The sequence below is a fragment of the Pseudomonas gingeri genome (genome assembly GCF_013386115.1).
In the GTDB taxonomy this organism is placed as follows: Bacteria; Pseudomonadota; Gammaproteobacteria; order Pseudomonadales; family Pseudomonadaceae; genus Aquipseudomonas; species Aquipseudomonas gingeri.
Map to the genome: position 1 here is coordinate 562,126 of NZ_JACAOR010000001.1, position 24,436 is coordinate 586,561.

Annotated in this window: 16 protein-coding genes and 1 pseudogene; 4 read left to right on the plus strand and 13 right to left on the minus strand. The window is 65.2% G+C overall.

Going from position 1 to position 24,436, the window contains the following annotated elements; genetic code table 11:
* Positions 1-81 precede the first annotated feature (81 nt).
* The 12 genes and pseudogenes from HX881_RS02380 to HX881_RS02435 form a co-directional block, all read right to left on the minus strand.
* Positions 82-8,379 (minus strand): annotated as a pseudogene (locus HX881_RS02380) (non-ribosomal peptide synthetase); the annotation flags it as partial.
* 231 nt (positions 8,380-8,610) lie between these two features.
* The gene (gene xylB, locus HX881_RS02385; RefSeq protein WP_177082549.1) at positions 8,611-10,101 is read right to left on the minus strand and encodes a xylulokinase; all 1,491 of its coding nucleotides are present in this window, start codon (positions 10,099-10,101) and stop codon (positions 8,611-8,613) included.
* 28 nt (positions 10,102-10,129) lie between these two features.
* Complete coding sequence (locus HX881_RS02390) at positions 10,130-11,128, minus strand: substrate-binding domain-containing protein (protein WP_177082551.1); 999 nt, start codon at positions 11,126-11,128, stop codon at positions 10,130-10,132.
* 26 nt (positions 11,129-11,154) lie between these two features.
* Entirely contained in the window at positions 11,155-12,096 is a 942-nt protein-coding gene (locus tag HX881_RS02395) for an ABC transporter substrate-binding protein (protein WP_177082553.1), read from the minus strand.
* Positions 12,097-12,153: 57 nt separating this feature from the next.
* The gene (locus HX881_RS02400; protein WP_017128390.1) at positions 12,154-13,140 is read right to left on the minus strand and encodes an ABC transporter permease subunit; all 987 of its coding nucleotides are present in this window, start codon (positions 13,138-13,140) and stop codon (positions 12,154-12,156) included.
* 55 nt (positions 13,141-13,195) lie between these two features.
* Positions 13,196-14,740: a sugar ABC transporter ATP-binding protein gene (locus HX881_RS02405; protein ID WP_246356430.1), complete on the minus strand. Its 1,545-nt coding sequence runs from the start codon at positions 14,738-14,740 to the stop codon at positions 13,196-13,198.
* 500 nt (positions 14,741-15,240) lie between these two features.
* Entirely contained in the window at positions 15,241-15,759 is a 519-nt protein-coding gene (locus HX881_RS02410; RefSeq protein WP_177082555.1) for a cytochrome P460 family protein, read from the minus strand.
* A gap of 42 nt (positions 15,760-15,801) precedes the next feature.
* Complete coding sequence (locus HX881_RS02415) at positions 15,802-16,002, minus strand: YbdD/YjiX family protein (protein ID WP_017128393.1); 201 nt, start codon at positions 16,000-16,002, stop codon at positions 15,802-15,804.
* A 273-nt stretch (positions 16,003-16,275) separates the two neighbouring features.
* A complete protein-coding gene (locus HX881_RS02420) occupies positions 16,276-16,740 on the minus strand; it encodes a copper chaperone PCu(A)C (RefSeq protein WP_042936412.1) in 465 nt (154 codons plus the stop codon).
* A 29-nt stretch (positions 16,741-16,769) separates the two neighbouring features.
* A complete protein-coding gene (locus HX881_RS02425) occupies positions 16,770-17,375 on the minus strand; it encodes an SCO family protein (RefSeq protein WP_042936414.1) in 606 nt (201 codons plus the stop codon).
* 119 nt (positions 17,376-17,494) lie between these two features.
* Positions 17,495-17,914, minus strand: a complete 420-nt coding sequence (locus tag HX881_RS02430) for a DUF2946 domain-containing protein (protein WP_177082557.1) — start codon at positions 17,912-17,914, stop codon at positions 17,495-17,497.
* Positions 17,915-18,017: 103 nt separating this feature from the next.
* Entirely contained in the window at positions 18,018-18,458 is a 441-nt protein-coding gene (locus HX881_RS02435) for a hotdog fold domain-containing protein (protein ID WP_017128397.1), read from the minus strand.
* Between the two features lie 143 nt (positions 18,459-18,601).
* On the opposite strand from HX881_RS02435, the gene HX881_RS02440 reads away from it, so the two are divergent.
* Positions 18,602-19,216, plus strand: a complete 615-nt coding sequence (locus HX881_RS02440) for a TetR/AcrR family transcriptional regulator (RefSeq protein WP_017128398.1) — start codon at positions 18,602-18,604, stop codon at positions 19,214-19,216.
* 92 nt (positions 19,217-19,308) lie between these two features.
* On the plus strand, positions 19,309-19,611 hold the full coding sequence (locus HX881_RS02445; RefSeq protein WP_103032922.1) for a DUF2388 domain-containing protein: 303 nt from the start codon (positions 19,309-19,311) through the stop codon (positions 19,609-19,611).
* A 61-nt stretch (positions 19,612-19,672) separates the two neighbouring features.
* Here the strand turns inward: HX881_RS02445 and pdxR are convergent, their stop codons facing one another.
* A complete protein-coding gene (gene pdxR / locus HX881_RS02450; RefSeq protein ID WP_177082559.1) occupies positions 19,673-21,160 on the minus strand; it encodes a MocR-like pyridoxine biosynthesis transcription factor PdxR in 1,488 nt (495 codons plus the stop codon).
* Here pdxR and HX881_RS02455 point away from each other — a divergent pair, their 5' ends adjacent.
* Together HX881_RS02455 and HX881_RS02460 are read left to right on the plus strand one after the other, a co-directional pair.
* Positions 21,161-22,945, plus strand: a complete 1,785-nt coding sequence (locus HX881_RS02455) for an NAD(P)H dependent flavin oxidoreductase family protein (protein WP_177083194.1) — start codon at positions 21,161-21,163, stop codon at positions 22,943-22,945.
* Between the two features lie 325 nt (positions 22,946-23,270).
* On the plus strand, positions 23,271-24,242 hold the full coding sequence (locus HX881_RS02460; protein WP_017128402.1) for an alpha/beta hydrolase: 972 nt from the start codon (positions 23,271-23,273) through the stop codon (positions 24,240-24,242).
* The last annotated feature ends 194 nt before the right edge of the window (positions 24,243-24,436 follow it).

Sequence of the window (24,436 nt, forward strand, 5' to 3'; positions counted from 1 at the left end):
CTGCATTATTTTTGTAGGGCTGCGGGGCGTCTGCCCCGGGCATCGGTGCCCGGCCACCAGGGCCGGGCCGGTCGCCGGCTTTCAGGGTGAGGCGCGGGTTTCCTGCGCCTGGGTGAAGAGGTGGTCGAGCACCGCTTCGATCGTCGGATGGTCGAACAGCACCCGCATCGGCAAGTCGATGCCCAGCAGGTCTTCGATCCGCGCCACGATGCGGGTCGCCAGCAGCGAATGGCCGCCGAGATGGAAGAAGTTGTCAGTCAGGCCGACCCGTTCGCAGCGCAGCACCTCGCACCAGATCCGGGCCAGCGCCGCTTCGATCGGTGTGCTCGGGGCGACGAACCCCTGCCCGGTGAACGCGCCTGCGCCCGGCACCGGCAGGGCCTGGCGGTCGAGCTTGCCGTTGGCGGTCAGTGGCAGCATGTCCAGGCGGACGTAGGCGGCCGGCACCAGATGGCCGGGCAAGCGCGCCACCACATGTTCACGCAGCGCGGCGACGTCGACCGGCGTGTTTTCCGCCTCGCTGTAGTAAGCCACCAGGCGTACCTCACCCGGCTGGTCTTCGCGGGCGATGACCACGGCCTCGCGCACGCCGGCGCAATGTCGCAGGCAGGCTTCGATTTCACCCGGTTCGATGCGAAAGCCACGGATCTTCACCTGGAAGTCGTTGCGCCCGAGGAACTCCAGGCTGCCGTCGGCCCGGTAGCGGGCCAGGTCGCCGGTACGGTACAGGCGCTCGCCGGCGACAAAGGGATTGTCGATAAAGCGCTCGGCGGTCAGGGCGGCGCGATTCAGGTAGCCACGGGCGACCCCGGCCCCGCCGATATGGATTTCACCGGCGACGCCGACCGGCACCAGTTGGCCCAGGGTGTCGAGCAGATAGCAGCGCAGGTCCGCCAGCGGTCGGCCGATGGGGCTGGCGCCGGACCGTTCGGCATCTTCGGGGCGTAGCGCCAGGTAGGTGGCGTGCACGGTGATTTCGGTGATGCCGTACATGTTGACCAGTTGCGTATCGCTGTTGCGCGGGTCGGCATACCAGGGCTTGAGTGATGTCGGTTCCAGCGCTTCGCCGCCGAACACCACGCAGCGCAGGCTGTGGGTGGCCGGGCCGCGGGCCTGGGCAGCGATCAGGCCACGGAAGGCACTGGGCGTCTGGTTGAGCACGGTCACCCGCTGTTCGCAGAGCAACTGGTAGAAGTCCTGCGGATTGCGACTGGTCAGGCCCGGCACGATCACCAGGCGCCCACCGTGGAGCAACGCGCCCCAGATTTCCCAGACCGAGAAGTCAAAGGCAAAGGAATGGAACAATGTCCAGACATCGTCGCGATTGAAGGCGAATGCCCCGGCGGTGCTGGCAAACAGGCGGGCGACATGCCTGTGCTCGATCATCACCCCCTTCGGTGTGCCAGTGGAACCCGAGGTATAGATGACATAGGCCAGGCTGCTCGCACTGAGGCCCATCTCTTGGGCCTCGAGGTTATCCGTCGGGCACCCGGCCCAGGCCTGCGCGTTGTCCAGGTCGATGCACTCGGGGACCGCCGCCAGTCCTTGCACGGCGTCCTCCAGCACGCTGCGGGTCGCCTCGTGCCGCAGCACCAGCGGCACGCCGCTGTCGGTCAGCAAGTGCTTGAGCCGTTCGCCGGGGTACGCCGGGTCCAGCGGCACATAGGCACCGCCGGCCTTGAGGATCGCCAGCAGGCCCACGAGCATGTCCAGCGAGCGTTCGACACACAGGCCGACCCGCACCTCGGGCCCGACGCCGCGCCCGCGCAGATAATGGGCCAGGCGGTTGGCCCGGGCATTGAGCTCGCCATAGCCGAGGGTCGCGCCCTCGAAGCTGACCGCCGGGGCCTCGGGCTGGGCGGCGGCATGACGCTCGAAACCCTGGTGCAGGCAGCGGTGGTCCGCGACCACGCGGCTTGGTGGATTCCACTCTTCCAGCAACAACCGGCGCTCGTTCGCCGGCAGGATATCCAGGCGCTCGACCGCGCCCTGCGGTGCCTGTTCCAGGGCGGCGACCAGGCTTTCCAGGGCACGCTGCATCATCGCGCAGGTGCGTTGTGCATCCAGGGCCGCACAGACCTGGGCGCCGATCCGGAAGCCCTCGCCGCTGTCGTCCACGGCCAGCACCAGGGGATAGTTGGTGCGCTCTTCGCCGCCCAGTACCTCGATGCCCTTCCAGGCGCCGGAGGTCGAGTCGCCGCCTTCGGTGGCCCGCTCGCTGTGCCGGTAGTTGAGCAAGGTGGTGAACAACGGTGTTGGCGAGGCGATGCCACTGCAGCGCTGGGCCAGCGCCAGCGAGGCGTGTTCGTGCTCGAACAGTCGGGTCAGCAGCCGATGGGTGCGACGGACACAGGCCGCCACGCCTTCGGCGGCGAGATCGATGCGGATCGGCAAGGTATTGATGAATGGGCCGAGAATGCGTTCGGCCCCCTCGCCGCCGTACAGGCGCCCGAACAGCACCGTGCCGAACACCACGTCGTGGCGTCCGGAGGTATGGGCCACCACCTGCCCCCAGGCGACATGGAACAGGCTGGCCGGGCTCACGCCCAAGGCCTGGGCGGCCTGGCGCAGGCGCTGGCCGAGATCGCCGGCCAACTGCAGCCGGGCTTCGCCGACGCCGCTGCCGTCACCCTGGATATCGAGCAGGCCGAACGGTGCGGAGGGCTCGCTGACGCTGGCCAGCATGCCGCGGAAAAACTGCTCCTGGGCCTCCTGGTCGCCACCCTTCACCCGTTGCGCAATGAAGTTGCGATAAGGCAAGGCCGGCAACAGGCTGTCGGCGTTACCGCCCAGGACCGCCTCGACCTCGGCGTTCAGCTGTTTCAGCGACGTGTTGTCGTCGATGATGTGATGGAACAGGCGCAGGCCCAGCCAGCGGTCGTTGGCGTCGTCCCGGGCGACCATCATGCGCATCAGTGGTGCCCGGTCCAGGGGCAGGCGATAATGCCGGGGGTCGAAGCGCTGACGCAGTTGTCCGGCGATATCGCCGCCGGCCGGATCCAGCCGCAGTTCCTCGACCAGTGTGCCGACCTGGCGCCAGACCACCTGTACCGGCTGTTCCAGGTCGTCCCAGAAGATCGAGGTGCGCAGGATGTCATGGCGCCCGATCACCGTTTCCAGGGCCTGGACATAGCGCTCCAGGGTCGCCCGGTCGCTGAAGCTCATCAGGCTCCAGAGCAGATAGGGATCGCCATTGCGCGCCATCAGGTGGTGGAACAGCATGCCCTCCTGCAGCGGCGACAGCGGGTAGATATCCTGCACATTGTCGGAACCACCGGGCACCGTGGCGACAATCGCATCGATCTGCGCCTGGTCCAGTGTCGCCAGCGGCAAGCGCTCGGGCGTGATCGGCAGGCCCTGGACAATGCCGTTGGCCGGGATCGGCGCCGCGACTTCGGCCACTTCGACCCCGGCGGCCAGCTCGCGCAGCACCGGCGCACTGAACATCAGCCGCGCATCCAGTTCGATGCCCTGGCGGCGCAGGCGTTCGAGCACCCGCAGGGCCGACAGGGAATGGCCGCCGAGGGCAAAAAAGTTGTCGTCGCGGCCGATCCGTTCGCGCCCGAGCACATGGGCCCAGGCCTCGGCCAGGGCGATTTCCACCGGCCCCTGCGCGGGGCTGAACGGCCGGGTGCCGAAGGCGCTGTCATCAGGCGCCGGCAACGCCCGGCGATCGAGCTTGCCGTTGGCGGTCAGCGGCAATGCCTCCAGACCGACATAGGCGGCCGGCACCATATGCTCCGGCAGCGCCGCCGCCAGTTGCGCGCGCAGTTCGCGGACGCTGGGCACGGCCCCTTCGGCGGCCGTGTAGTAGGCCACCAGGCGCGGCTCTCCCGGCTGGTCCTCGCGGGCGATGACCACCGCTTCGCGCACGCCGGCGCAGCGGCCCAGGCAGGCCTCGATCTCCCCCAGCTCGATACGGAAACCGCGGATCTTCACCTGGAAATCGTTGCGTCCGAGGAACTCCAGGCTGCCGTCGGGCCGATAGCGGGCCAGGTCGCCGGTGCGGTACAGGCGATCGCCGGCGACAAAGGGATTGTCGACAAAGCGTTCGGCCGTCAGGGCTTCGCGGTTCAGGTAGCCCCGGGCGACCCCGGCCCCGCCGATATGGATCTCGCCTTCGGCACCGACCGGCAGCAACTGCCCGGCAGGATCGAGCAGGTAGCAACGCAGGTCCGCCAGCGGCCGGCCGATGGGGCTGGCACCGGGCTGCTCGGCATCTTCGGCGCGCAGGGCCAGATAGGTCGCGTGCACGGTGATTTCGGTGATGCCGTACATGTTGACCAGTTGCGTGTCGCTGTTGCGCGGGTCGGCGAACCACGGCTTGAGCGCGCTGGTTTCCAGCGCCTCGCCACCGAACACCACGTAGCGCAGGCTGTGAGCCGCCGCGCTGCGGGCCTGGGCGCCGAGCAGGCTGCGGAAGGCGCTCGGAGTCTGGTTGAGGACCGTCACACCTTGCTCGCAGAGCAGTTGGTAGAAGTCCGCCGGGGTCCGGCTGGTCAGGCTCGGGACAATCACCAGGCGTCCGCCATGGAGCAGCGCCCCCCAGATTTCCCAGACCGAGAAGTCGAAGGCGAAGGAATGGAACAGGGTCCAGACATCGTCGCTGTCGAAATGGAACTGCGCGGCAGTGCTGGTGAACAGGCGGGCCACCTGGGCATGCTCGATCATCACGCCCTTGGGCGTGCCGGTGGAGCCGGAGGTGTAGATGACATAGGCCAGGTGGTTCGCGCTCACGCCGGTTTCCCGCGGGTCGAGATTGTCGTCGGGACGCTCGGCCCAACGCGTGGCGTCGGCCTCCAGGTCCAGCAGCCGTGGCTTGTTCGCCAGCCCCTTGCAGGCGGCCGTCAGGCTGGGCCGGGCTGGCGCATGGGTCAGGACCACCGCCGGCGTGCTGTCGGCGAGCAACAGGTGCAGGCGCTCGCTCGGGTAGACCGGGTCCAGCGGCACATAGGCGCCGCCGGCCTTGAGGATCGCCAGCAGTCCCACCAGCATGTCCAGGGAACGTTCGACACACAGGCCCACCAGCACATCGGGACCGACGCCGAGGGTACGCAGATGCCGCGCCAGTCGGTTGGCCCGGGCATTCAACTCGCGGTAGCCGAGGGTCTGGCCTTCGCAACTGACCGCCGGGGCCCAGGGATCGCGCGCCACCTGTTCTTCGAACAACTGCTGCAGGCAACGCGGCGGTTCACTCGGCGGGGTCACCCTGTTCCATTCTTCCAACAGGCGATGGCGTTCCTCGGCACCGATCACCGAGTCACTGTCGAGATGACGCTCGGGTGCTTCCAGGCACTGTCCGAGCAGATCGAGGTAGTTGTCGCGCAGACGGGTCATGGTGTCTTCCTTGAACAGATCGACCGAGTAGTTCCACAGCAGTGACAGCGTGTCCGGATTGTCGGAGTTGCCGGTCCGGGTACCCCGGGGAATCAGCACCACCTCCAGGTCGAACTTCGCGGTCTGGTTGCTGTAGGCCTCGAACAGCGAGAGATCGAATCCCGGTCCCTTGAGCGCTGGGGTCTGCGAGTTGTGGAAACTGAAGGCCACCTGGAACAGCGGGTTGCGCGACAGCGAGCGGCTGGGCTGGAACTCGCGCACCAGCCTTTCGAAGGGCAGGCTTTCGTGGTCGTAGACATCCAGCGCACGCTCGGCGGTGCGCCGCAGCAGTTGGCGAAAGCTCGGCGCGCCCCTGAGATCGGCGCGAATCACCACGCTGTTGACGAACATCCCCAGGCAGCGTTCATGAGCCACCGATTTGCGGTTGGCCACCGCCGAGCCGACCAGGAAGTCCTCGATGCCGCAGCGCCGTCCCAGCCAGAGTTGGAACACTGTGAACAAGGTGGTGAAGACCGTGACCCCTTCGGCCTCGCTGAACTGGCGCAGTTTCGCGGCCAGGGCGGCGGGCAGCTCGCAGCGCAGTTGCCGGCCGCGGCCGCTGCGTTGGGCCGGTCGGGGAAAGTCGGTCGGCAACGGCAGGGTAAAGGGGGCGTCGCGCAGTTGCTCCTTCCAGAACAGCAACTGCCGGTCGTACTCGGCCTCGGCCGCCGCGCTCTGTTGCCAGCGAGCATAGTCGCCGTATTGCGCGCCCGGTGGGGGCAACGGGTCCTGGCGCTCGCCGTGATGAAACTGATAGAGGTGCAGCAGTTCCTCGAGAAAAAGGTTCGCGCTCCAGCCGTCGTGGACGAAATGGTGTTCGATATGCACCAGCGCGTAGGAATCGACGCCGCGCCGGACCAACAGCCAGCGCACCAGCGGCAGGCTCGCCACGTCGATGTCGCGCTGTACCTCTGCGCTGACCCGGGCGTTGAAGGCCGGCTCGTCGTCCGCGGGAATATCGATGCAGGTCAGCGCGGCACGGGCCTGCTCATGGATGCGCTGGTACGGCACGCCTTCACCATCGGCGTGAAAGGTGGTGCGGAAAATCTCGTGGCGGGCGACGATCTCGTCCAGGCAGCGCTGCAGCAGCGCCACCTCGATATGGCCCTGGATACTGATCACGCTCTGGGCGTGATAGGCACGGGCATCGGACACCTTGTTCAACCACCAGACGCCACTCTGCTGGTAGGACAACGGTGCGATCGGCGAGGCCCCGACAGTGGCCGGCGCTTGCGACGCACTCTCCGTCATCGGCTCACTCAGCCGCTGTGCCACCTGGTGCAGCGTGCTTTCGAGAAACAGGCTCTTGAGCGGCAGGATGCGCCCGCCCTGCTCGCGAACCCGCACGCTGATCTGCAGGGCGCTGAGGGAATCACCGCCGAGGGCGAGGAAATTGTCCTCGCGCCCGACCCGCTCGACCTTCAGCACCTCGGCCCAGATATCGGCCAGCCATTGTTCCAGCTCGCTCCGCGGTGGCACGTATGCGCTGCTGATCAACGCCGCGGCATCCGGCACCGGCAGAGCCTGGCGATCCAGCTTGCCGTTGCTGTTCAGCGGCCACCGCGGCAGGCGCACGCAGGCCGCCGGCAACATATGTGCGGGCAATGTCAGGCGGGCGTGCTCACGCAACCGGCGTGGGCTGATCTCGCTGTCCGCCAGGTAGTAGGCCACCAGCCGGCGTTCGCCGGGTGTGTCCTCGCGGGCGATCACCAGGGCTTCTTCGACTCCCGGCAGACGCTCCAGGCAAGCTTCGATCTCACCGGGCTCGATGCGGAATCCGCGGACCTTGACCTGGAAATCGCAGCGCCCGAGAAACAGCAATTGGCCGTCGGCGTCGAATCGGGCGAGGTCGCCGGTACGGTACAGCCGTTCACCCGCCACGAAGGGGCTGTCGACAAATCGCTCGGCGCTCAATTCGGCGCGGTTCAGGTAGCCCCGCGCCACGCCGATGCCGCCGATAAACAGCTCGCCGACTTCGCCCATGCGCACCGGAGCGCCCGACTCGTCCAGCAGGACAACACTGGCCCGGTCGATTGGTTCGCCGATGGGCACCGGGCAATCAGGGTCGTGCTGTTCATTGCAACGATACACCGTGGCCCAGATGGTTGTTTCGGTCGGTCCGTAGGCATTGAACAGGCGCCGCCCTGCCGCCCAGCTCGCCGCCAGTGCCGGGTTCGGCGATTCGCCGGCCAATACCAGCGTGGTCAGCGCCGGCAATGCGCCCGGTTCGCCCAGCCCGGCGAGTACCAGCGGTGGCAGGGTCGCGTGGCTGATATGGCGCTCGCGCAGCAGGCTCGCCAGGCTGTCGCCCAGCAGCAAGGTGCCGGGTTCGGCGATTTCCAGGCAGGCGCCGTGGGTCAGGGCCATGACCCATTCGAATACCGAGGCATCGAAACTGAACGAGGCGAATTGCAGCACGCGGGATCCGGGGCCGACCGCGAAGAGCGGGCCCTGGACCCGGGCCAGGTTGACCAGCCCGCGATGCTCGACCATCACGCCCTTGGGCGTGCCGGTCGAGCCGGAGGTGTAGATCACATAGGCCAGGTGGCGATCGTGCAGGCCGAGAGTTTCGGCAGGCGGGTTGTCCGTCGGGCACTCGGCCCAGGCGGATTCGTCCCGCAGATCCAGCACTGCCAGTTCCAGGGCCGCGGGTGCTGCCGCCAGGGACTCCAGGGCCGTCGCCAGGCCATCGTGCGTCGTCGCGTGGGTCAAGAGCAGTCGCGGCGCGCAATCGGCGAGCATGTGCGCCAGGCGTTGCGCGGGATAAGCGGGATCGAGGGGGACGTAGGCGCCGCCGGCCTTGAGCACTGCCAGCACGCCGACCAGCATCTGCGGCGAGCGCTCCAGGCACAAGGCGACCCGTGTGTCGGGCCCGACGCCGAGTGAGCGCAGATGGTGCGCCAGGCGGTTGGCCCGGGTATTGAGTTGGTCGTAGCTCAGGACCTGGCCCATGAAACCCAGCGCCGGGGCCGAGGGATCACGCAGTACCTGGGATTCGAACAGTTGCTGGATAAGCGCGGTGTCCGGTTCTCTGACCAATTCAAGCCTCTCATTCCATTGGAGGATCAACGATTGGTGACGAACCTGCGCGGGGATGACAGCGCTAGGGTCGACCCGATCGGCTGCGACTGCCCGGTCTGTGGCGACCTGTGGCAGTCCTTTACGCCGGCAGGGATTGTGGCCCTCGGCGCGGGTGGATAATAACCATGATTTTCACTGCCTGGGAATATAAAGTTACATTTGCCCGCGCAGTGTTTTGGCCGCCGGGAGCAACCCCCGGAATTTTCGATAACGGCTCTGCAAGACCGATCGTTGACCTGCGTCGGGGAAGTAGCGGGCCTTGACCGGCAGTCCCGCCTGCGACAGTTCGGCGCCCTGCCCCATGGCCAGGAAGCCGAGTTTGGCGGCCCCGATGCAGGCGCTGAGTTCACTGCCCTGCAGGGTGAATATTTCCCGTTCGAGGATATTGGCCAGCAACTGTGCCCAGTACTCGCTGCGAGCCCCTCCCCCGACCAGCGCGCAACGCTCCACGGTCGCACCGGCCGACAGTACGGCGTTCATGGCATCCAGCAAGCCAAAGCCGACCCCTTCGAGCACTGCATAGCCGAGCATCGCCGGCACGCAGTCATGCCCCAGGCCCATGAAACCGCCGCGCAGCAACGGGTCGTCATGGGGTGTGCGTTCGCCGGCCAGGTAAGGCAGGAACAGCGGGTTGTCGGACGGCACCGGCCGATCCATGGGCAGGGTTGCCTGGATCTGCTGCAACAGCGCGGCCTCATCGGCAAAGCCCAGCAGGCGCGTGACCCAGCGCAGGCAACTGGCCCCGGCGAGCATCGCGCCCATGGTGTACCAGCGTTGCGGCAGGGCATGGCAGAAACTGTGGACCGCACTGGCGGGACTGCCCGCCGCGTGGTCGGTGATCGCGACGATGGCGGCGCTGGTGCCGAGGGTGACAAAGGCATCGCCCGCGTTGACCGCGCCGATGCCGACCGCCGAGACCGGGTTGTCGCCGCCGCCTCCGGCGATCACCAACCCGGCCGGCAAGCCGATCTGCAACGCCGCCGGTGCGTTCAGTACGGTGCAGGCCGCCGGCCCCTCGACCAGTCGCGGCATCTGCCCCGGTTCAAGCCCGGTGGCGCGGAGCATCGGCGCGTACCAGTCGCGGCGGGCGACATCCAGCCACAAGGTGCCGGCGGCATCCGAGACATCGCTGATGCGTTCGCCGCTCAGGCACAGGCGCAGGTAGTCCTTGGGCGACAGGACACAATCGATCGCCTGGAATACCCGTGGCTCGTGTTGTTGCAGCCAGAGCAGTTTCGGCGCCGTCAGGCCGGCCATCGGCAAGCTGCCGGTGACTTCGGCAAACTCCGGGTAGTCGCGGCCCAGGCTTTCGGCCTGGGCCATGGCCCGCGAGTCATCCCAGAGGATCGCCGGGTACAGCACGCGGTCGTCGTCGCCCAGCAGCACCGCGCCATGCATCTGTCCCGACAGGCCGATGCAGCGGACGCGGCCATAGGCGTCGGGCTGGGCCTGGCGCAGTTGTGCCAGGGCCGCCAGGCAGGCCTGCCACCAGTCCCGCGGGTCCTGCTCGGACCAGCCGCCCTGTCGGCGCGCCACCGTCAGGCGGACACCGGCATGGCCCAGTACGCTGCCGTCGCCATCCAGCAGGATGGCCTTGAGTTCCGAGGTGCCGAGGTCGATGCCGAGGGAGACGGGACTGCTCATCTACATTCACTTCCATCCAGCGGGCCGCCTATGGGCAGCCACATGAGTTGCGAATCCGCAGGGTCGGGGCCAGGTGTACGGTCTGCCGTTGCGCCTCGGGGGTTTCAATGCGCTTGAGCAACAGGTTGACAGCCTCGGCCCCGAGGGCCTTGACCGGTTGGGCGATCAGGGTCAGGCGCGGGACGAAGAAGTCGGCCCAGTCGAAATCGTCGAAGCCGACCAGGGCCATCTGTCCGGGGACTTCGACCTGGGCATCACGCAAGGCGTGCATGGCACCCAGGGTCATCAGGTTGTTGGCGGCCATGATTGCCGTCGGTGGCGATTGCAGGGCCAGCAGTTGCGCGGTGGCCAGGCGCGCCGGTTCGCTGTTCGAACCGCCGTTGACCAGCAAGGCGCGATCAAAGGACAGTCCGGCCTTGTCCAGCGCCGCCTGATAGCCTTCGACCCGCTCGTCCGTGGTACTGAAGCCCGGGCGACCGGCAATGAAGCCGATGCGTCGATGTCCATGGTCGATCAGGTGCCTGACCAGTTCCTCGGTCGAGCGCCGGTTTTCCACGCCGACCTGGTCGAAGCCCGCGGTGACCAGGCGGTCGACCAGGACCGCCGGAATCTCGTTTTCCAGCAGGTAGTCGAGAGCGAGTGCCCGTGAACCGCTCGACGGCGCCAGCAGGATGCCATCGACCCGTCGATGATGCAGCGCCTTGACCACCCGCAGTTCCTGTTCGGGATCGTCATGGGTATCGACGAACAGCATCATGATGCCGTGCTTGGCGCACTCGGTTTCAATCGCGTGCACCGTTTCGCTGAAGTAATGGTTGGACAGCGCCGAGATCGCCACGCCGATGGTATGGGTTCGCGAACGCGCCAGCGAGCGGGCCAGCGTGTTCGGGATATAGCCCAGTTGCTCGATCGCCAGTTCGACCGCCCGCACCGTCGCCGGGCTGACCTTGCGTGTGCCGTTGAGCACATGCGAGACGGTCGAGGTCGAGACCCTGGCGATCTTCGCCACGTCATCCATGGTCACCACGTTGCTGCCTCCCTCCCCTTATCGACTCAATGCTTGCTGGACCAGCCGGTGTAGGCACCGACATTGTCGCGGGTGATCAGCTTCGGCGTCAGTTGGGTCACTTCCTGGGCCGGTGGCTTGTCATTGAGCAGGTCGTTGCCGATAGTCACCGCGGTCTGGGCCATGGCCCAGGGATCCTGGCTGGCGGAGGCCTGGATCGAGGTCTCGGTCTTCAGCGCGTTCTCGATATCCGGCGCGCCGTCCACCGAGGTGATGATGATGCCGCTGCGCTTCAGTTGCCTGGCGGCCAGGTCGCTGCCGATGGCCTGCGGGTCATTGATGGCGAACAGACCGTCGATTTTCGGGAAGCGCGTCAGGTAGCCCTGCATGGCGTTCAGGCCGCCTTCACGGGAGCCCTTGCCGTCCTGGTCATCGGACAGCACCTTGATCCCCGGTGCCGCGGCCAGCGCAGCCTTGCAGCCACTGACGCGGTCGGTGACCGCCGTTACCTGCGGGCCGTTCTGGATGATCACATTGCCCTTGCCGGCCAGCTTGTCGACGATGAACTGGCAGGCCAGCTTGCCGGCCTCGACGTTGTCGGTCTGCACCGTGGCATTCACACCCCGGGCGTTGACGTCCACGGCGACCACGACTATCCCGGCCTTGCGGGCTTTCTTGATGGCCGACTCGATGGCCGCCGGATCGACCGCGTTCAGCAGGATCAGGTCGACGCCGGCGGAGATGAAGTTGTCGATCTGGGTGAATTGCTTGCTCAGGTCATAGTCGGCCGAGACCGAGGTGACCTTGACATTCGGGTTCAGCTCCAGCGCCCGGGCCTTGGCGCCATCGGCCAGGGTCACGAAGTACGGGTTGCCGAGCGAACCGAGGCTGATGCCCACCGATTTCAGTTCACGGGCACAGGCGCCCTGGGACAGCAACGCGGCCAGGCTCAGGGACAGGACAGCGGGAAACATGCGTTTGAAGTTCATGATTGCTCTCTTGTGATTATTGTTGAAGCGTCTGTACGTCGGTATTCGTGAGGCCCGTCAGGTACGGGCTCCGGACTGGCGATAGCGATCCAGGGCCACCGCGCCGATGATGACGATGCCCTTGATGATGTACTGCCAGATATCGGAGACGCCGAGCAGCACCAGGCCATTGGTCAGCACGGCGATGATCAGCGCACCGATCAGGGTGCCGCCGATGGTGCCGACGCCGCCGGTAAAGCTGGTGCCGCCGAGGATCACCGCGGCAATCGCATCGAGTTCGTAGGATTGCCCCAGTTGCAGGCCGTTGGCGGCGAACAGGCGCGAGGCGCTCATCACCGCGCCCAGTCCCGCCAGGGCGCCGGAGAGTGCATAGACGAACAGCAGCACTTTCCACACCTTGATCCCGGACAGCCGGGCCGCTTCGGGGTTGCCACCGACTGAATAGATCTGCACGCCGATCACGGTGCGGCGCAGGATGAACCACGACAGCCCGACCACGCACACCGCGATCACCACCAGCCAGGGCACGCCGAGGATCGAGTCGTTGCCGATAAAGGCGAATGGCAGGTCGGGGTTGAACACGGTCTTGTCGTCGGCCAGCAGCCGGGCCAGGCCACGCATGGCGGTCAGGGCACCGAGGGTGACGATGAATGGCGGCAGACGCATGAAGGCGATCAACCCGCCGTTGACCAGCCCCAGCAACAGGCCGCAGCCGACCCCGGCGAGGATCCCGAGCATGCCGAACTGCGGCGACAACGAGGCCTGCAGGGCCACCACCGCCGAAGCGGCGAGAATCGAGCCCACCGACAGGTCGATGCCGGCGGTGAGGATGACAAAGGTCATGCCGGCGGCCAGCACCACATTGACCGAGGCCTGCTGGGTGATGATCGACAGGTTCTGCACGGTCATGAAGTTTTCGCTGGCCAGGGCGAAACCCACCAGCAGCAGGATCAGTACCGGCAGCATGCCCACCGTGCGCATCAGTTCACGCATGCGTTCCCCCTTGCCGATCGTTTGCAGCGGATTGCCTACGGTCAGCGCCATAGTGTTCGTCTCCACGGGTTTCTGTTGAGGGATGGGCCGTTGCGGATTGCCGGAGTCAGCCATGGGCGGCCACCTGCTCGCCACCGGTGGCCAGTTCGATAATGGCTTCCTGGGATATTTCCCGACCCGACGTGCCGCCCACTTCGGCCACCAGCCGGCCTTCACGCATGATCATCACGCGGTCACAGGTGCCGATGATTTCCGGCAGTTCGCTGGAGATCACCAGGATGCCGACGCCGGCCTTGGCCAGTTCGTTGATGATCCGGTAGATCTCCGATTTCGAGCCGATATCCACGCCCCGGGTGGGCTCGTCGAGGATCAGCACATGGGGCTTGACCTCCAGCAGGCGCGCCAGCAGTACCTTCTGCTGGTTGCCGCCGGACAGGGCGCCGACACTGACCTTGCCCGAGGCGACCCGGATCGACAGCGACTTGATCGCGGCCACCGCGCGCCGTGCCGCGCTGGCGCGGTCGAGCACGCCACCGGCATAGGCATCGGGGACGCAGGCACAGACATTGATGTTGTCGTTCACGCTCATGTCGAGGAACAGGCCCTGGGCCTTGCGGTCCTCGGTGAGGTAGACCACGCCGGCACGGATCGCATCCGTCGGGTGGCGCAAGGGCGTTACCGGCCGTCCCGCGACTTCGAGGGTGCCGGCAAGGCGCGGATCGGCGGCGAAGATCAGCCGGGCCAGTTCGGTGCGCCCTGCCCCCACCAGTCCGGCAATCCCCAGCACCTCGCCGGCATGCAGGTCGAAGCTGCATGGCTGTACGCGCTTGCCGTCCGCCATGTCGCGCACCCGCATGACCACGTCTCCGGGGGCGTAGGCCGCATGTTCCTTCTTGTAGAAACCCGACAGGTCGCGACCGACCATCATCTTGACCAGGGTTTCCGCCGACAGCCCGTCGCGCTCCAGCATGCCGACGTACTCGCCGTCACGCAGCACCGAGACGCGGTCCGACAGTTCGTAGATCTCGGCCATGCGATGGCTGATATAGATGATTGCCAGGCCCTGTTCGCGCAATTGCTTGATCAGCGCGAACAGGCGGTCGGTTTCCCGGGAAGACAGCGGCGTGGTCGGTTCGTCCATCACCAGGATCCGGGCGTGGGCATGCAGGGCCCGGGCGATTTCCACCAGTTGGCGTTCGGCGATGGACAAGCTGCTGACCAGGGTCGCGGCCTTGAACTCGGCACCGAGGCGCGCCAGCACTTCGACGCAACCGGCTTCCATTGCCTTGCGGTCGATGGTCCAGCCGTGGCGCAGCTCGCGGCCGAGATAGATGTTCTCGGCCACGCTCAGGTTCGGGCACAGGCTCAGTTCCTGGTAGATCACGGCAATGCCATGGGTCTTGGCCGTGCTCGGGTCGAAGCTGGCGATGGCCTGGCCGCCGATGCGGATTTCACCGCCGGCATCGGCCTGGTAGGCGCCGGAGAGAATCTTCATCAGCGTCGACTTGCCGGCACCGTTTTCCCCCATCAGCGCGTGGATTTCCCCGGCATAGACTTTCAGGCCGACGTTTTTCAGTACGCGCAGGCCGTTGAAGGTCTTGGAGATACCGTGCATTTCGAGCAGCGGAACAGGGATTGCGGCAGGGCTCATGGACAGGCCCTCGCGGCGACGGTCAGCGCGGGCGGCTGAGGAGAACGGCAAAAAAAGCGTAATACCTGATCCAGCAAGAGATCCATTTTTACACCCGGAATTTTTATTTTTATACCTGAGCCATACCGGGGAACATGCCCTGGCCGACCTGATTGAAATAAAATGTAATCAGATAAAATTGTTTACGCAAGCGCTTGCGCAGGCGATTTCATCAAAGGTTAAACGTTTCATCAGGGGATTTTTTGCTGAAGACCGTTGCGCACGGGCTGGGGCTCCGTGTCAGGGAAGCGGACGCGGAGCGTCCTGGGCGGCATTCCCACGCGGAGCGTGGGAACGATCGATCAGGGATTTTTGCTGAGGGGCGTTGGACGGGCTGGGGCTCCTCGTCAGGGAGGCGGACGCGGAGCGTGGGAGCGATCGATGGAGAGCAGGCGCTGATCGTTCCCACGCTCTGCGTGGGAATGCAGCCAGTGACGCTCCGCGTCACAAGATCGGAAGCGTTACCGGGCCAGTCGGGTGAAGACGTAGTCCCGGTCCTTTACCAGCGCCTGATGGCAGGCAAAGCAGGTTTCATGCTGGGTCACGTCCGCCGGCTTGCCGTTGATGAAACGGCCAAAACCCCAGCCGCCGGTGCTGGCATATTTCTTCGAGTCCTTGACCATGAATTGCACGGTGGTCGCCTCTCCCGGCACCAGGGCAGCCGCGGCTTCCGCCGATTGCATATGCTTCCAGGCCAGCTTGGCGAGCACGGTGCCGTCCGGAAACGGCAAGGTATCGTTCGCCCGGTAGGCCTTGAGCGCCGTGGGGTTGCCGAGTATCACGCGCAGTTCGTTCAGCGGCGGACCTTGCAGCGACGGTGCCACCAGCTCCCACTGGCGATAGCCGTCAGGGATGGTCACGCCATAGATGGGCGAGGCATTTTCCTGGGCGGCCTCACCGGACGAACCCGGCGTCGCCAGCACGATACCCACCGACAACGCCATGCCAGCGCCCAACAAACCTGCATAAAGCCATTTCATATCATCGTTTCCCGTTTGCCCGCCGAAGGTTGGTGCGCCGTTTCAGCAGCAACGTGTCGTGCACTTGCGGCTGTTGTAGCGCGCTTCCTGGCGCTCGCGGAAAAACACCTCGTAGCTCATCACCGGCTGTTCCGGGTGTCGGCTCGCCATCAGGGCGACATAGGCATCGTAATCCGGCACGCCGACCATCGAGCGCGCGATCTGGCGCAGGGTCCGCAGGCTGGCTTGGGCTTGTTTGAACATGGACTGCACTCCGCATGACGGGAAAGCCCGAGGAAACTCGGGGCCTTGAACGGGAGCAGTTAAGCGCGGGAATGTATCCGGGAAGTGTCCCGGATCGCCCGATAAGTTGCATGGTGTATCAAAGGGTTATCTGTACACACTGTGATACAACATGAACGCGACGAGGGGCGATTCAGTTGTGGGAGCCGGCTTGCCGGCGAAAGCGCCGGGATAGACGCCGCAAGACCCTAGGGCCTCTTCGCCGGCAAGCCGGCTCCCACAGGGCAGAAAGCCTCAGTGCATATCACCATGATCATGCATGGGCATTTCGTTGAGCGCACGGGCGGTGGCCTTGACCTCGACCGACTCCTTGACCCCCTTGGCGTTCTCCACCACCAGGGTCAGTGGGACACTGTCGCCCTCCTTCACCTGCCCGACCAGGTCGATCAGCATCACGTGATAGCCCTCGGGGTCGATGCTGACCGCCTTGCCGGCCGGCAGCGCTACCGAGTCCACCGGCTCCATGCTCATGATGTCGTTCTGCATCTTGGATTCATGGATCTGCACGGTCTTGGCCACTGGCGACCTGGCCTCGAGCAACTTGCCGCCCTCGGTCGAGGTAATACGCATGAACGCACCGGTAGAAGGTTGTCCCGGCACCGTGGCACGAACCCAGGCATCTTCCACCAGGGTCTGCGCGGAAGCGTGCAAGCTGAGCGTTCCAAGAATGGAAAAAGCAATATATTTCAAAGAGTTCATTTCAATATCTCGAATAATTCTAGAGTCGGTCAGCAGACTGACATGACCGTGAGCAGATCGTCCGCGCATTGCTGGGCCGACAACGACGGCGACAGCCCCAGGCGCAGTTGGCCGCGGGTGTCGTAGACAAAGCTGGTAGCGGTATGGGACATGGTGTAGGTCGAGCCCGCAGGGATCTTCTCGTAGAACACCTTGAACTCCTTGGCCGTCTGCGCGGTTTCCTCCAGGGTGCCGTACAGGGCGACGAAGCTCGGGTCGAAGGCCTTGACGTAGGCGTCGAGCACCTGGGGGGTGTCGCGCTCCGGATCGACGGTGATGAACACCACCTGCAAGCGGTCGCCATCGGGGCCCATCAGTTTTTTGGCGCGGGCGGCACGGGCCAGTGCCGTGGGACACACGGCGGGACACTGGGTGAAGCCGAAGAAGATCATCGGCATCATCCCGCCGAAGCTGCCGAGCATGGTGACGTTGCCCTGGGTGTCCTTGAGCTTGAACTTGCGCCCGAGGATTTCGTCGCTCAGGTCCTTGCCGTACTTGTACGACAGTTTGGGCGAGCTGTCGCAACCGGCCAGCAATCCAAGACTCAGGAGCCCGAGGCCGGCAACGACCTGGCGGCGAGTCAGTAACTCATTCATGTAAAGGGCCCTCTAGGTAGCCTTTTTGTAACGCAGGTATGCAACGCAAGCTGTCGTGACGCGGGAACTCCGGCGAGGAGCGTTCGAGGTCGGGCGCCGACAGCGATGGGCAATGAAGGTCAGGCGCGCAACTGCGGTGGCGCCCGGGAGCGGGAGCCTGGAAAGATCGGCGCGGCGGCCTGTTGCGCAGTGAATGTCAGGGCCGGGAAGCTGATCGGTCGGATGCCCAGGTAACCCAGGGTGGCATGGGAGTCAGCCAGCGCCGGATGCTGGAACAGCAGCGAGCAGTAGCCGCACTTTTCCCAGAGCTGGATATGGTGGGGGGCCGGATCGGTACTGCGTTGGGACGCCAGGTCGGCGCCGGCGACGTAGCCCTCTGGCAGATCGCCGCAGATATCGCTCAGGTCCACCTGCGGGCCATGGGCCTGGCCCGCCCCCTGCCCGATCAACGGCCCGGCGAACACCAGCAGCATGGCGAGCAGGCTCAGCCAGGCTCCGGCGTGGCGCCTGAAGGTTCGATGGGGAAGAAAGGAGGTCATGGGCAGGCAATTTAACACTGTCACCCGGCCTGCGTCGGTTGGTGCGACAAAATGGCACATGAGCACGGGCGCTGCCCATGTACCCTTCGACACCGCGACAGGCTCAGGCCAGCTTGACGTTCATGGTGATCTGCGCGGCAAACACCTTCACGCCCGCCTCGTCGAACGTCTCGACGGCCACCACCTTGTCCCCCGGCGTTTGCCAGTCCACCGCGCTGCCGTCGGCGACAGTGCGCACGTCGGTCTTGGCCTTGGCCAGGTATTCGACGCTCATGCCCTTGGGAATCCAGCGCGCGCCTTCGGGAATCGACACATCGGTCATCACCCCAGCCGCCAGTTCGGCGGCGTTGCACAGGGCAATGGCGTGGACCGTGCCCAGGTGGTTGGTGATTTCCCGGCGGAACGGCACCTGCACCACCGAATGTCCGGCACGCAACTCGCTGATCAAGGGATTGATGGTGCTGAAGTACGGTGCCATCTGACAGGCCATCTGGCTGAATTTTTCCGGACCGGCAGCGGTGAACATGCTCAGGAACTGGCTCATTTTGTGACCTTCTTGGTGGGTGAATGGCTTTACAGAATAATATTCTGTAAAAGAACAATATTCTGTTAGCGGAAAAACTGTCAAGCTAGGCCATTCTTGAACCGGGCCCAGGGGCCCCTTTGCGAACGGTCAGGTTATTGCCCATGGAAAACCCCGATCTGCTGGAACGCTGCTACCCGGGCCGCAGGGCCGAACTGAAACGGGCGATCCTGCGCCAGGCCCTGTCGTGCTTCAACGAACAGGGCATCGAAGCCAGCACCATCGAAACCATCCGTGCCGCCTGCGATACCAGCGTGGGTGCGATCTACCACCATTTCGGCAACAAGGAAGGACTGGTGGCCGCGCTGTTCTTCACCGCGCTGGAAGACCAGGCGCGGCTGCGCGAAACCTTCCTGGCCGAGGCCCGGACACTGAAGGAAGTGCTGCAGGGACTGGTCTACAGCTATGTGGACTGGGTCGACGAACAGCCGCAGTGGGCGCGTTTTCAGTTCCAGGCACGCTTTGTCGTGAGCAAGGGCCCTTTCGCCGAGGAGCTGGCTACCCGTAACAAGGCCCGCAACCGGCAATTGCGCGACTGGCTGGGCGCCACCCGCGACGCGGATGAGGTCAGCGGCGTGCCGAGGGAGCTGCTGCTGTCGCTGATTGTCGGCCCGGCGGAGAACTACTGCCGGGCCTGGCTGGCCGGGCGCGTGCAGAGCTCCCCGCGAACCTACCGCAGTGAACTGGCCGAGGCCGCCTGGAAATCCCTGCAACCCTGACGGGCCGTGTCCGATAAGCGGGCAACCCCCGCCAGTGGCCAGCAACTACGCTCTACTGAGGGAAACCTCCCTCTTTTCAGGAGTGCAGGATCATGCGTAGCGCAGTGCTGGTTCTTTCCGTTGCCCTCTTGCTCCCCGCCGGCTATGCCGTGGCCGGGGTCGATGCGGGCGATGTGGCGACCTCGGCCGGGGTGTCCGCCTCGCTCTATTCCACCTTCAAGAAGGACAAGAAGATGGTGGCGCCTTCCCACGATGACGCCTCCAGCTTCATTGCCAGCGGCGGCGCGATTCGCGGTGCCTACCTGGAAGCGGCCCTGAAGCAGATCCGCCAGGAACATCCGGGCCTGCGGGCCAGTGACCAGGACCTGGCCGAAGCGATCCTGCTGCAACCTTGACCTTGAGGTGATCTGGCCGCCCTTCCTTTGGAGCGGCGGCCAGGGCCTGGTCTCGGCGCGGTCATCCCGACGCCCCCCTGCCAGCCTGTGCCAGGCGTTGCACGGCCCGGTGGATTTCATCCTGGTCCAACGAGGCGAACCCCAGGCGCAAGGCATTCTCCGGCTGGTCCATCGGTGAAAACAGGCGACCGCTGCGCACCACCAGGTTGTGTTCCAGGGCGTCCACCACCAGCCGGTCGACATCAAGGCTCTTGTCAAAACCGACCCACAGCGCCAGCCCACCTTCCGGTTTACGGATGGCGATACGCTCGCCAAACGCTGCCGCCAGGCATTCCTGCAAGGTTTCGCGGCGCTGGCGATAGGTCTTCGAGACCCGCCGCAGGTGCTTCTTCAGTTCGCCGTCATTGATCAGGTCGGCGAGCATCTTCTGCATCACCGCATCGCCCTGGGACAGGATCAGGGTGGCGCTGCGGTTGAGCACCTCGATCACATTGACCGGCGCCACCACGTAGCTGCAGCGAAAGGTCGAGCCCAGGGGCTTGGACAGCGAACCGATATAGATCACATGGCGTTGCCGGGTATCGCTGGCGAGCGGCAGGTAGGGCCGGCCCTCGAAATGGTACTCATGATCGTAGTCTTCCTCGATCACACAGAAATCGTGGCGCTGGGCCAGGGCCAACAGCTTCTGTCGACGCTCGGCGCGCAGGCTGACCGTGGTCGGGAACTGGTGATGGGGTGTCAGGTAGATCATCCGGACCCGGTGCAGTTGGCACAGGCCGTCGAGCTGCTCGACCTGGCAGCCTTCGTCGTCGATATCGACGGTAACCAGTCGTGCCCCCAGGGCCCGGAAGATCGCCCAGGCCGGCGGATAACTCAGGCGCTCCACCACTACCACGTCACCCGGCTTGATCAATGCACTGGCCGCCAGGTACAGCGACATCTGCACACCCTGGGTCAGGCAGATATTCTCCGCCGTCACCGACAGGCCGCGATTGTTGCGCAGCATATCGGCCAATGCCGCGCGCAACAGGTAACCGGTGCCCTCGCTGCCATGGCGTACGGTGTTGGAGGTAAAGGTGTCGCGTAGAGAATTGCGATAATAGCGATGTAGCACCGCCTGGGGCAGCAATCGATGATCGGAGGCGCCATTGTCGAAGAACAGGGCCTCGGGCAACCGTTGCATCGCCCTGTCCCGCGGGCCCGGGGTCAGGTACGGCACCGTCGGCTCCGAGAGCAGGCGCGGGACGAAATCCTGCGGCACGTCGCGACTCGACGGCGGGGTTTCCAGCTGCGTGTTGACGAAAGTGCCCCGGCGCGTCTCGCTGACCAGCCAGCCCTTGGTGATGGCCTCCTCATAGGCGAGGATCACTGTCTTGCGGTTGACGTCGAGCAGTTGCGCCATTTCCCGGGTGCCCGGCAAGAGGCTGCCGGGGGCCAGCCGCCCCTCGCGGATTGCCGTGACCAGGCCTTCGACAATCTTGCGGTAGGACGCCTGGCCCTGGCTGGCATCGAGGTTGAGCAAGGGGCGCCATTTACGTAGCTGGACCATCTGAATTATCCAAAACTGGAGGTTCTCATGGTCCTAGTCTATCGCAACAATGAGGACCTTATCCGCGCCGAGGTCCTTATGAACGAACATCGCCATGTCATCGAGCTGTCGCCTTCGGGCAAAACCTTCAGTGCCGGCGACGAGTTGCTGCTCGATGCCATGCTCGCCAGCGGCTTGCCGGTGCCGTTCTCCTGTCGCCGTGGTGCCTGCGGCTCCTGCAAGGTCAAGGTGCTCGACGGCCAGCACCGGGGCAAGATGCTCGGTGCGAACGAACCGGCGCCCTCCTACCCGCTGGCCGCGGATGAAATGCTGCTGTGCCAGAGCCATGCCTGTGCCGATATGCGCCTGGCGATCCCTGGCTGGTCGCTGGACACGCCGACCCTGGAAATCAGTGCCGTGGTCGCCGGCAAGCGGGCACTGAGCGACGATATCGTCGAATTGGTGCTGCAGCCCGAAACCGACGATCTGCAGGTACGGGCCGGCCAGTATTTCAAGTTCCGCCTGGCCGACGGCGACAGCCGCTGCTTTTCCGTGGCCAACCTGCCGCAACTGGAGCAGGGCCGACTGGTCTTCCATATTCGCCGGGTGCCCGGCGGGGTGTTTTCCGAGGGCATCCTCGAGGCCCTGCAAGGTGGCCAGCGCTTGAACCTGGAAGGCCCGTTCGGCGCCTGTACCTGGCAACCCGACGGTGAACGCCCGGTGCTGCTGTTCGCCACCGGCACCGGCTACGCCGGGATCAAGCCACTGCTGCTGATGGCCCTGGCCGAAGGTGCCGACGTCAGCCTGTACTGGGGCGGTGCCCAAGTGGCGGACTTCTATGATCGGGAATTCCTCGATGCCGCCTGTGCCGCCCAGCCGCGGCTGCGCTGGTTCCCGGTACTGTCGACGCAGGCCCGCTTGCAGGAAGCGGCCCTGCAGCACCCCCATCGCTGGGCGGACGCCCAGGTCTACGCCTGCGGCAACAGCCGGATGATCGCCGACGTGCGCGCACAGTGCCTGGCCGCCGGCTTGCCGGAGCAGCGTTTTGTCGCCGAGGCCTTCGTGCCCAGCGGCAGCCTGGGCAATGTCCGGCGGCTCAAGCCGCTGGACCCGGTCTGGGAAAAGGTCGGCCCGCGTTACTCGCTGGACGGTATGCTCGCCGCCCGTGCACAGTCGATGCGGGCCCTGGCGCAGATCGCCAGCAAGCTCAGGGTCGGCATGACCACCGCCGAAGCCCTGGAAATGGCCAACCAGCACCTGCAGGCCATGGGCGCTTCCCATACCTGGCACCCGACCTACGTGCGTTTTGGTCCGGACACCGTGCATGTCCCGCGCAAGGGCGTCGACCTGCAACGCCGCCTGCAAGCGAGCGATATCGCCGTGGTCGACCTCGGTCCGGTCTGGGACGGTTACGAAGGCGACTACGGCGACACCTTTGTCTTCGGTGAGCACCCGTTGCACCAGGCCTGCGTGCAAGCCTTGCACGAGGTCTTCGAGGAGAGCCGCGAGGCCTGGTGCAATGGCCTCAGCGGTCGCGGCCTGTATGACTTCGCCGAAGCCAGCGCGGCCGCCAGGGGCTGGGTGCTGGAACGCAATATCGCCGGCCATCGGTTGTCCGACTTTCCCCATGCCTTGCACGGCCCGGCCAACCTGGCGGATATCGAGATCGTCCCCAGCGAAATGGTCTGGGTCCTGGAAATCCAGCTGAGCCATCCCACCGAACCGGTTGGCGGCTTCTTCGAAGACCTGCTGATCGGCCAGCCCGGTGCGGCCAGGGACGCCACCACAGGTCGTGCCGTGGCCTGAGCGACGGGATGCGGCCCGGAGCCATCGAGGCCAAGAGCTGCTACCTTGCTACACAATGGCGCAGCTCCGGGCAACGCCGGCGTATTGCCGGTGCCCTGCCCGGCCTGTCGTGGCCGGCGACCTGACCGAATGCCGGAACGGCCCGGCAAGCCTTCGCCCACTCCCTGCCGCCCGCTGGCCGCCCGAGGGCTTCGCCGATTGACCGAACGCGGCACCGACATCGTTTATCCCCACAGCGCGATCCGACACTGGCGTGGAACCTGCGACCCCTGCCAGCGGCACGAAACCCATCGTTGCCATCATCCCCTTGAACGGAGAGCGTGTTATGCAACTTGCGTGGTTCGACGAAAACTCCCGCCCCCGGACGCCGGCCAAGGCCGTACTGGCCGGCCTGCTCCTGAGCCTGTTGCTGCTGTGCGGCATCGCACCGGCCCGGGCGGACATGGGCACCATCGATGACACCTCATCGATCAAGAGCAAGATCCTTTCCAAGGACGTCAAATACACCGTCTACCTGCCACCGGACTACCAGCAGTCGACGCGTTCCTACCCGATCCTCTACCTGCTGCACGGCGGCGATGACGGGCGCTACAACGACTGGTTCATGCAGGACAACCTGGGCAACCTGCTGGATCGGCTGATCCGCGCGGGCAAGATCCCGGCAATGATCGTGGTCACCCCGGATGCCTTGCGCAACGAGGCCAACCAGTACGCCACCTTCTACATGAACGACGCCGACGGGCAGTTTCGCTGGGAGGACATGTTCTTCAACGAGTTCATGCCCGATATCGAGAAGAAATACCGAGTGCTCAAGGAGAAACGCTTCCGCGCCATCGGCGGCCTGTCCATGGGTGGCTTCGGCTCGCTGATCTATGCCTTCAAGCATCCCGACAGCTTTGGCGCCGTCGCCGTGATGAGTGCGGCGCTACGCACCGACGAGCAGATCATCGACATGGACACCGCCGGTTACGAACGGCGCTACGGCCATGGCTGGGGTGTCGGTCTGCAAGGCCAGGCACGCATCAACCCGCACTATCTGGCCTACAACGCGCTGAACCTGCTCAAGACCCTGCCGGTCGAGGACATCAGGAAGACCCGCTACTACCTGGACTGCGGCACCGACGACCGGTTCTTCACCGGCAACAGCGTCCTGCATGCGGAAATGAACAAGCTGGGGGTGCCCAATCGCTTCTCGACCCGTCCCGGTGAGCACAACTACGACTTCTGGACCAGTGGTTCGGAAAACATGCTGACCTTTGTCGGACGCAATTTCCAGGAGTTGAAGGTGTTCCCCTGAGCTGAAAAAACCGCTCGCCTGATCGGTTGCCGCCTGCGACCCGCGAATCCGAATGAGACACGGCTCACAAACCCGACATCTTGTTCCGCGGGCCGCCGGGCGGCCTGGCAACCGTTTTCGACGGTTGTTGTCCATCAGGCAGTCGGTTTTCCGAACACGAATCATTTGTTCGATTCGGACTCCCGAACGAAAAA

Coding starts and splice junctions, on each gene's coding strand:
- xylB (WP_177082549.1), bottom strand. CDS start 10,101: ATGAGCAGTCCCGTCTCCCTCGGCATCGACCTCGGCACCTCGGAACTC.
- HX881_RS02395 (WP_177082553.1), bottom strand. CDS start 12,096: ATGAACTTCAAACGCATGTTTCCCGCTGTCCTGTCCCTGAGCCTGGCC.
- HX881_RS02400 (WP_017128390.1), bottom strand. CDS start 13,140: ATGGCGCTGACCGTAGGCAATCCGCTGCAAACGATCGGCAAGGGGGAA.
- HX881_RS02405 (WP_246356430.1), bottom strand. CDS start 14,740: ATGAGCCCTGCCGCAATCCCTGTTCCGCTGCTCGAAATGCACGGTATC.
- HX881_RS02410 (WP_177082555.1), bottom strand. CDS start 15,759: ATGAAATGGCTTTATGCAGGTTTGTTGGGCGCTGGCATGGCGTTGTCG.
- HX881_RS02415 (WP_017128393.1), bottom strand. CDS start 16,002: ATGTTCAAACAAGCCCAAGCCAGCCTGCGGACCCTGCGCCAGATCGCG.
- HX881_RS02420 (WP_042936412.1), bottom strand. CDS start 16,740: ATGAACTCTTTGAAATATATTGCTTTTTCCATTCTTGGAACGCTCAGC.
- HX881_RS02425 (WP_042936414.1), bottom strand. CDS start 17,375: ATGAATGAGTTACTGACTCGCCGCCAGGTCGTTGCCGGCCTCGGGCTC.
- HX881_RS02430 (WP_177082557.1), bottom strand. CDS start 17,914: ATGACCTCCTTTCTTCCCCATCGAACCTTCAGGCGCCACGCCGGAGCC.
- HX881_RS02435 (WP_017128397.1), bottom strand. CDS start 18,458: ATGAGCCAGTTCCTGAGCATGTTCACCGCTGCCGGTCCGGAAAAATTC.
- HX881_RS02440 (WP_017128398.1), top strand. CDS start 18,602: ATGGAAAACCCCGATCTGCTGGAACGCTGCTACCCGGGCCGCAGGGCC.
- HX881_RS02445 (WP_103032922.1), top strand. CDS start 19,309: ATGCGTAGCGCAGTGCTGGTTCTTTCCGTTGCCCTCTTGCTCCCCGCC.
- pdxR (WP_177082559.1), bottom strand. CDS start 21,160: ATGGTCCAGCTACGTAAATGGCGCCCCTTGCTCAACCTCGATGCCAGC.
- HX881_RS02460 (WP_017128402.1), top strand. CDS start 23,271: ATGCAACTTGCGTGGTTCGACGAAAACTCCCGCCCCCGGACGCCGGCC.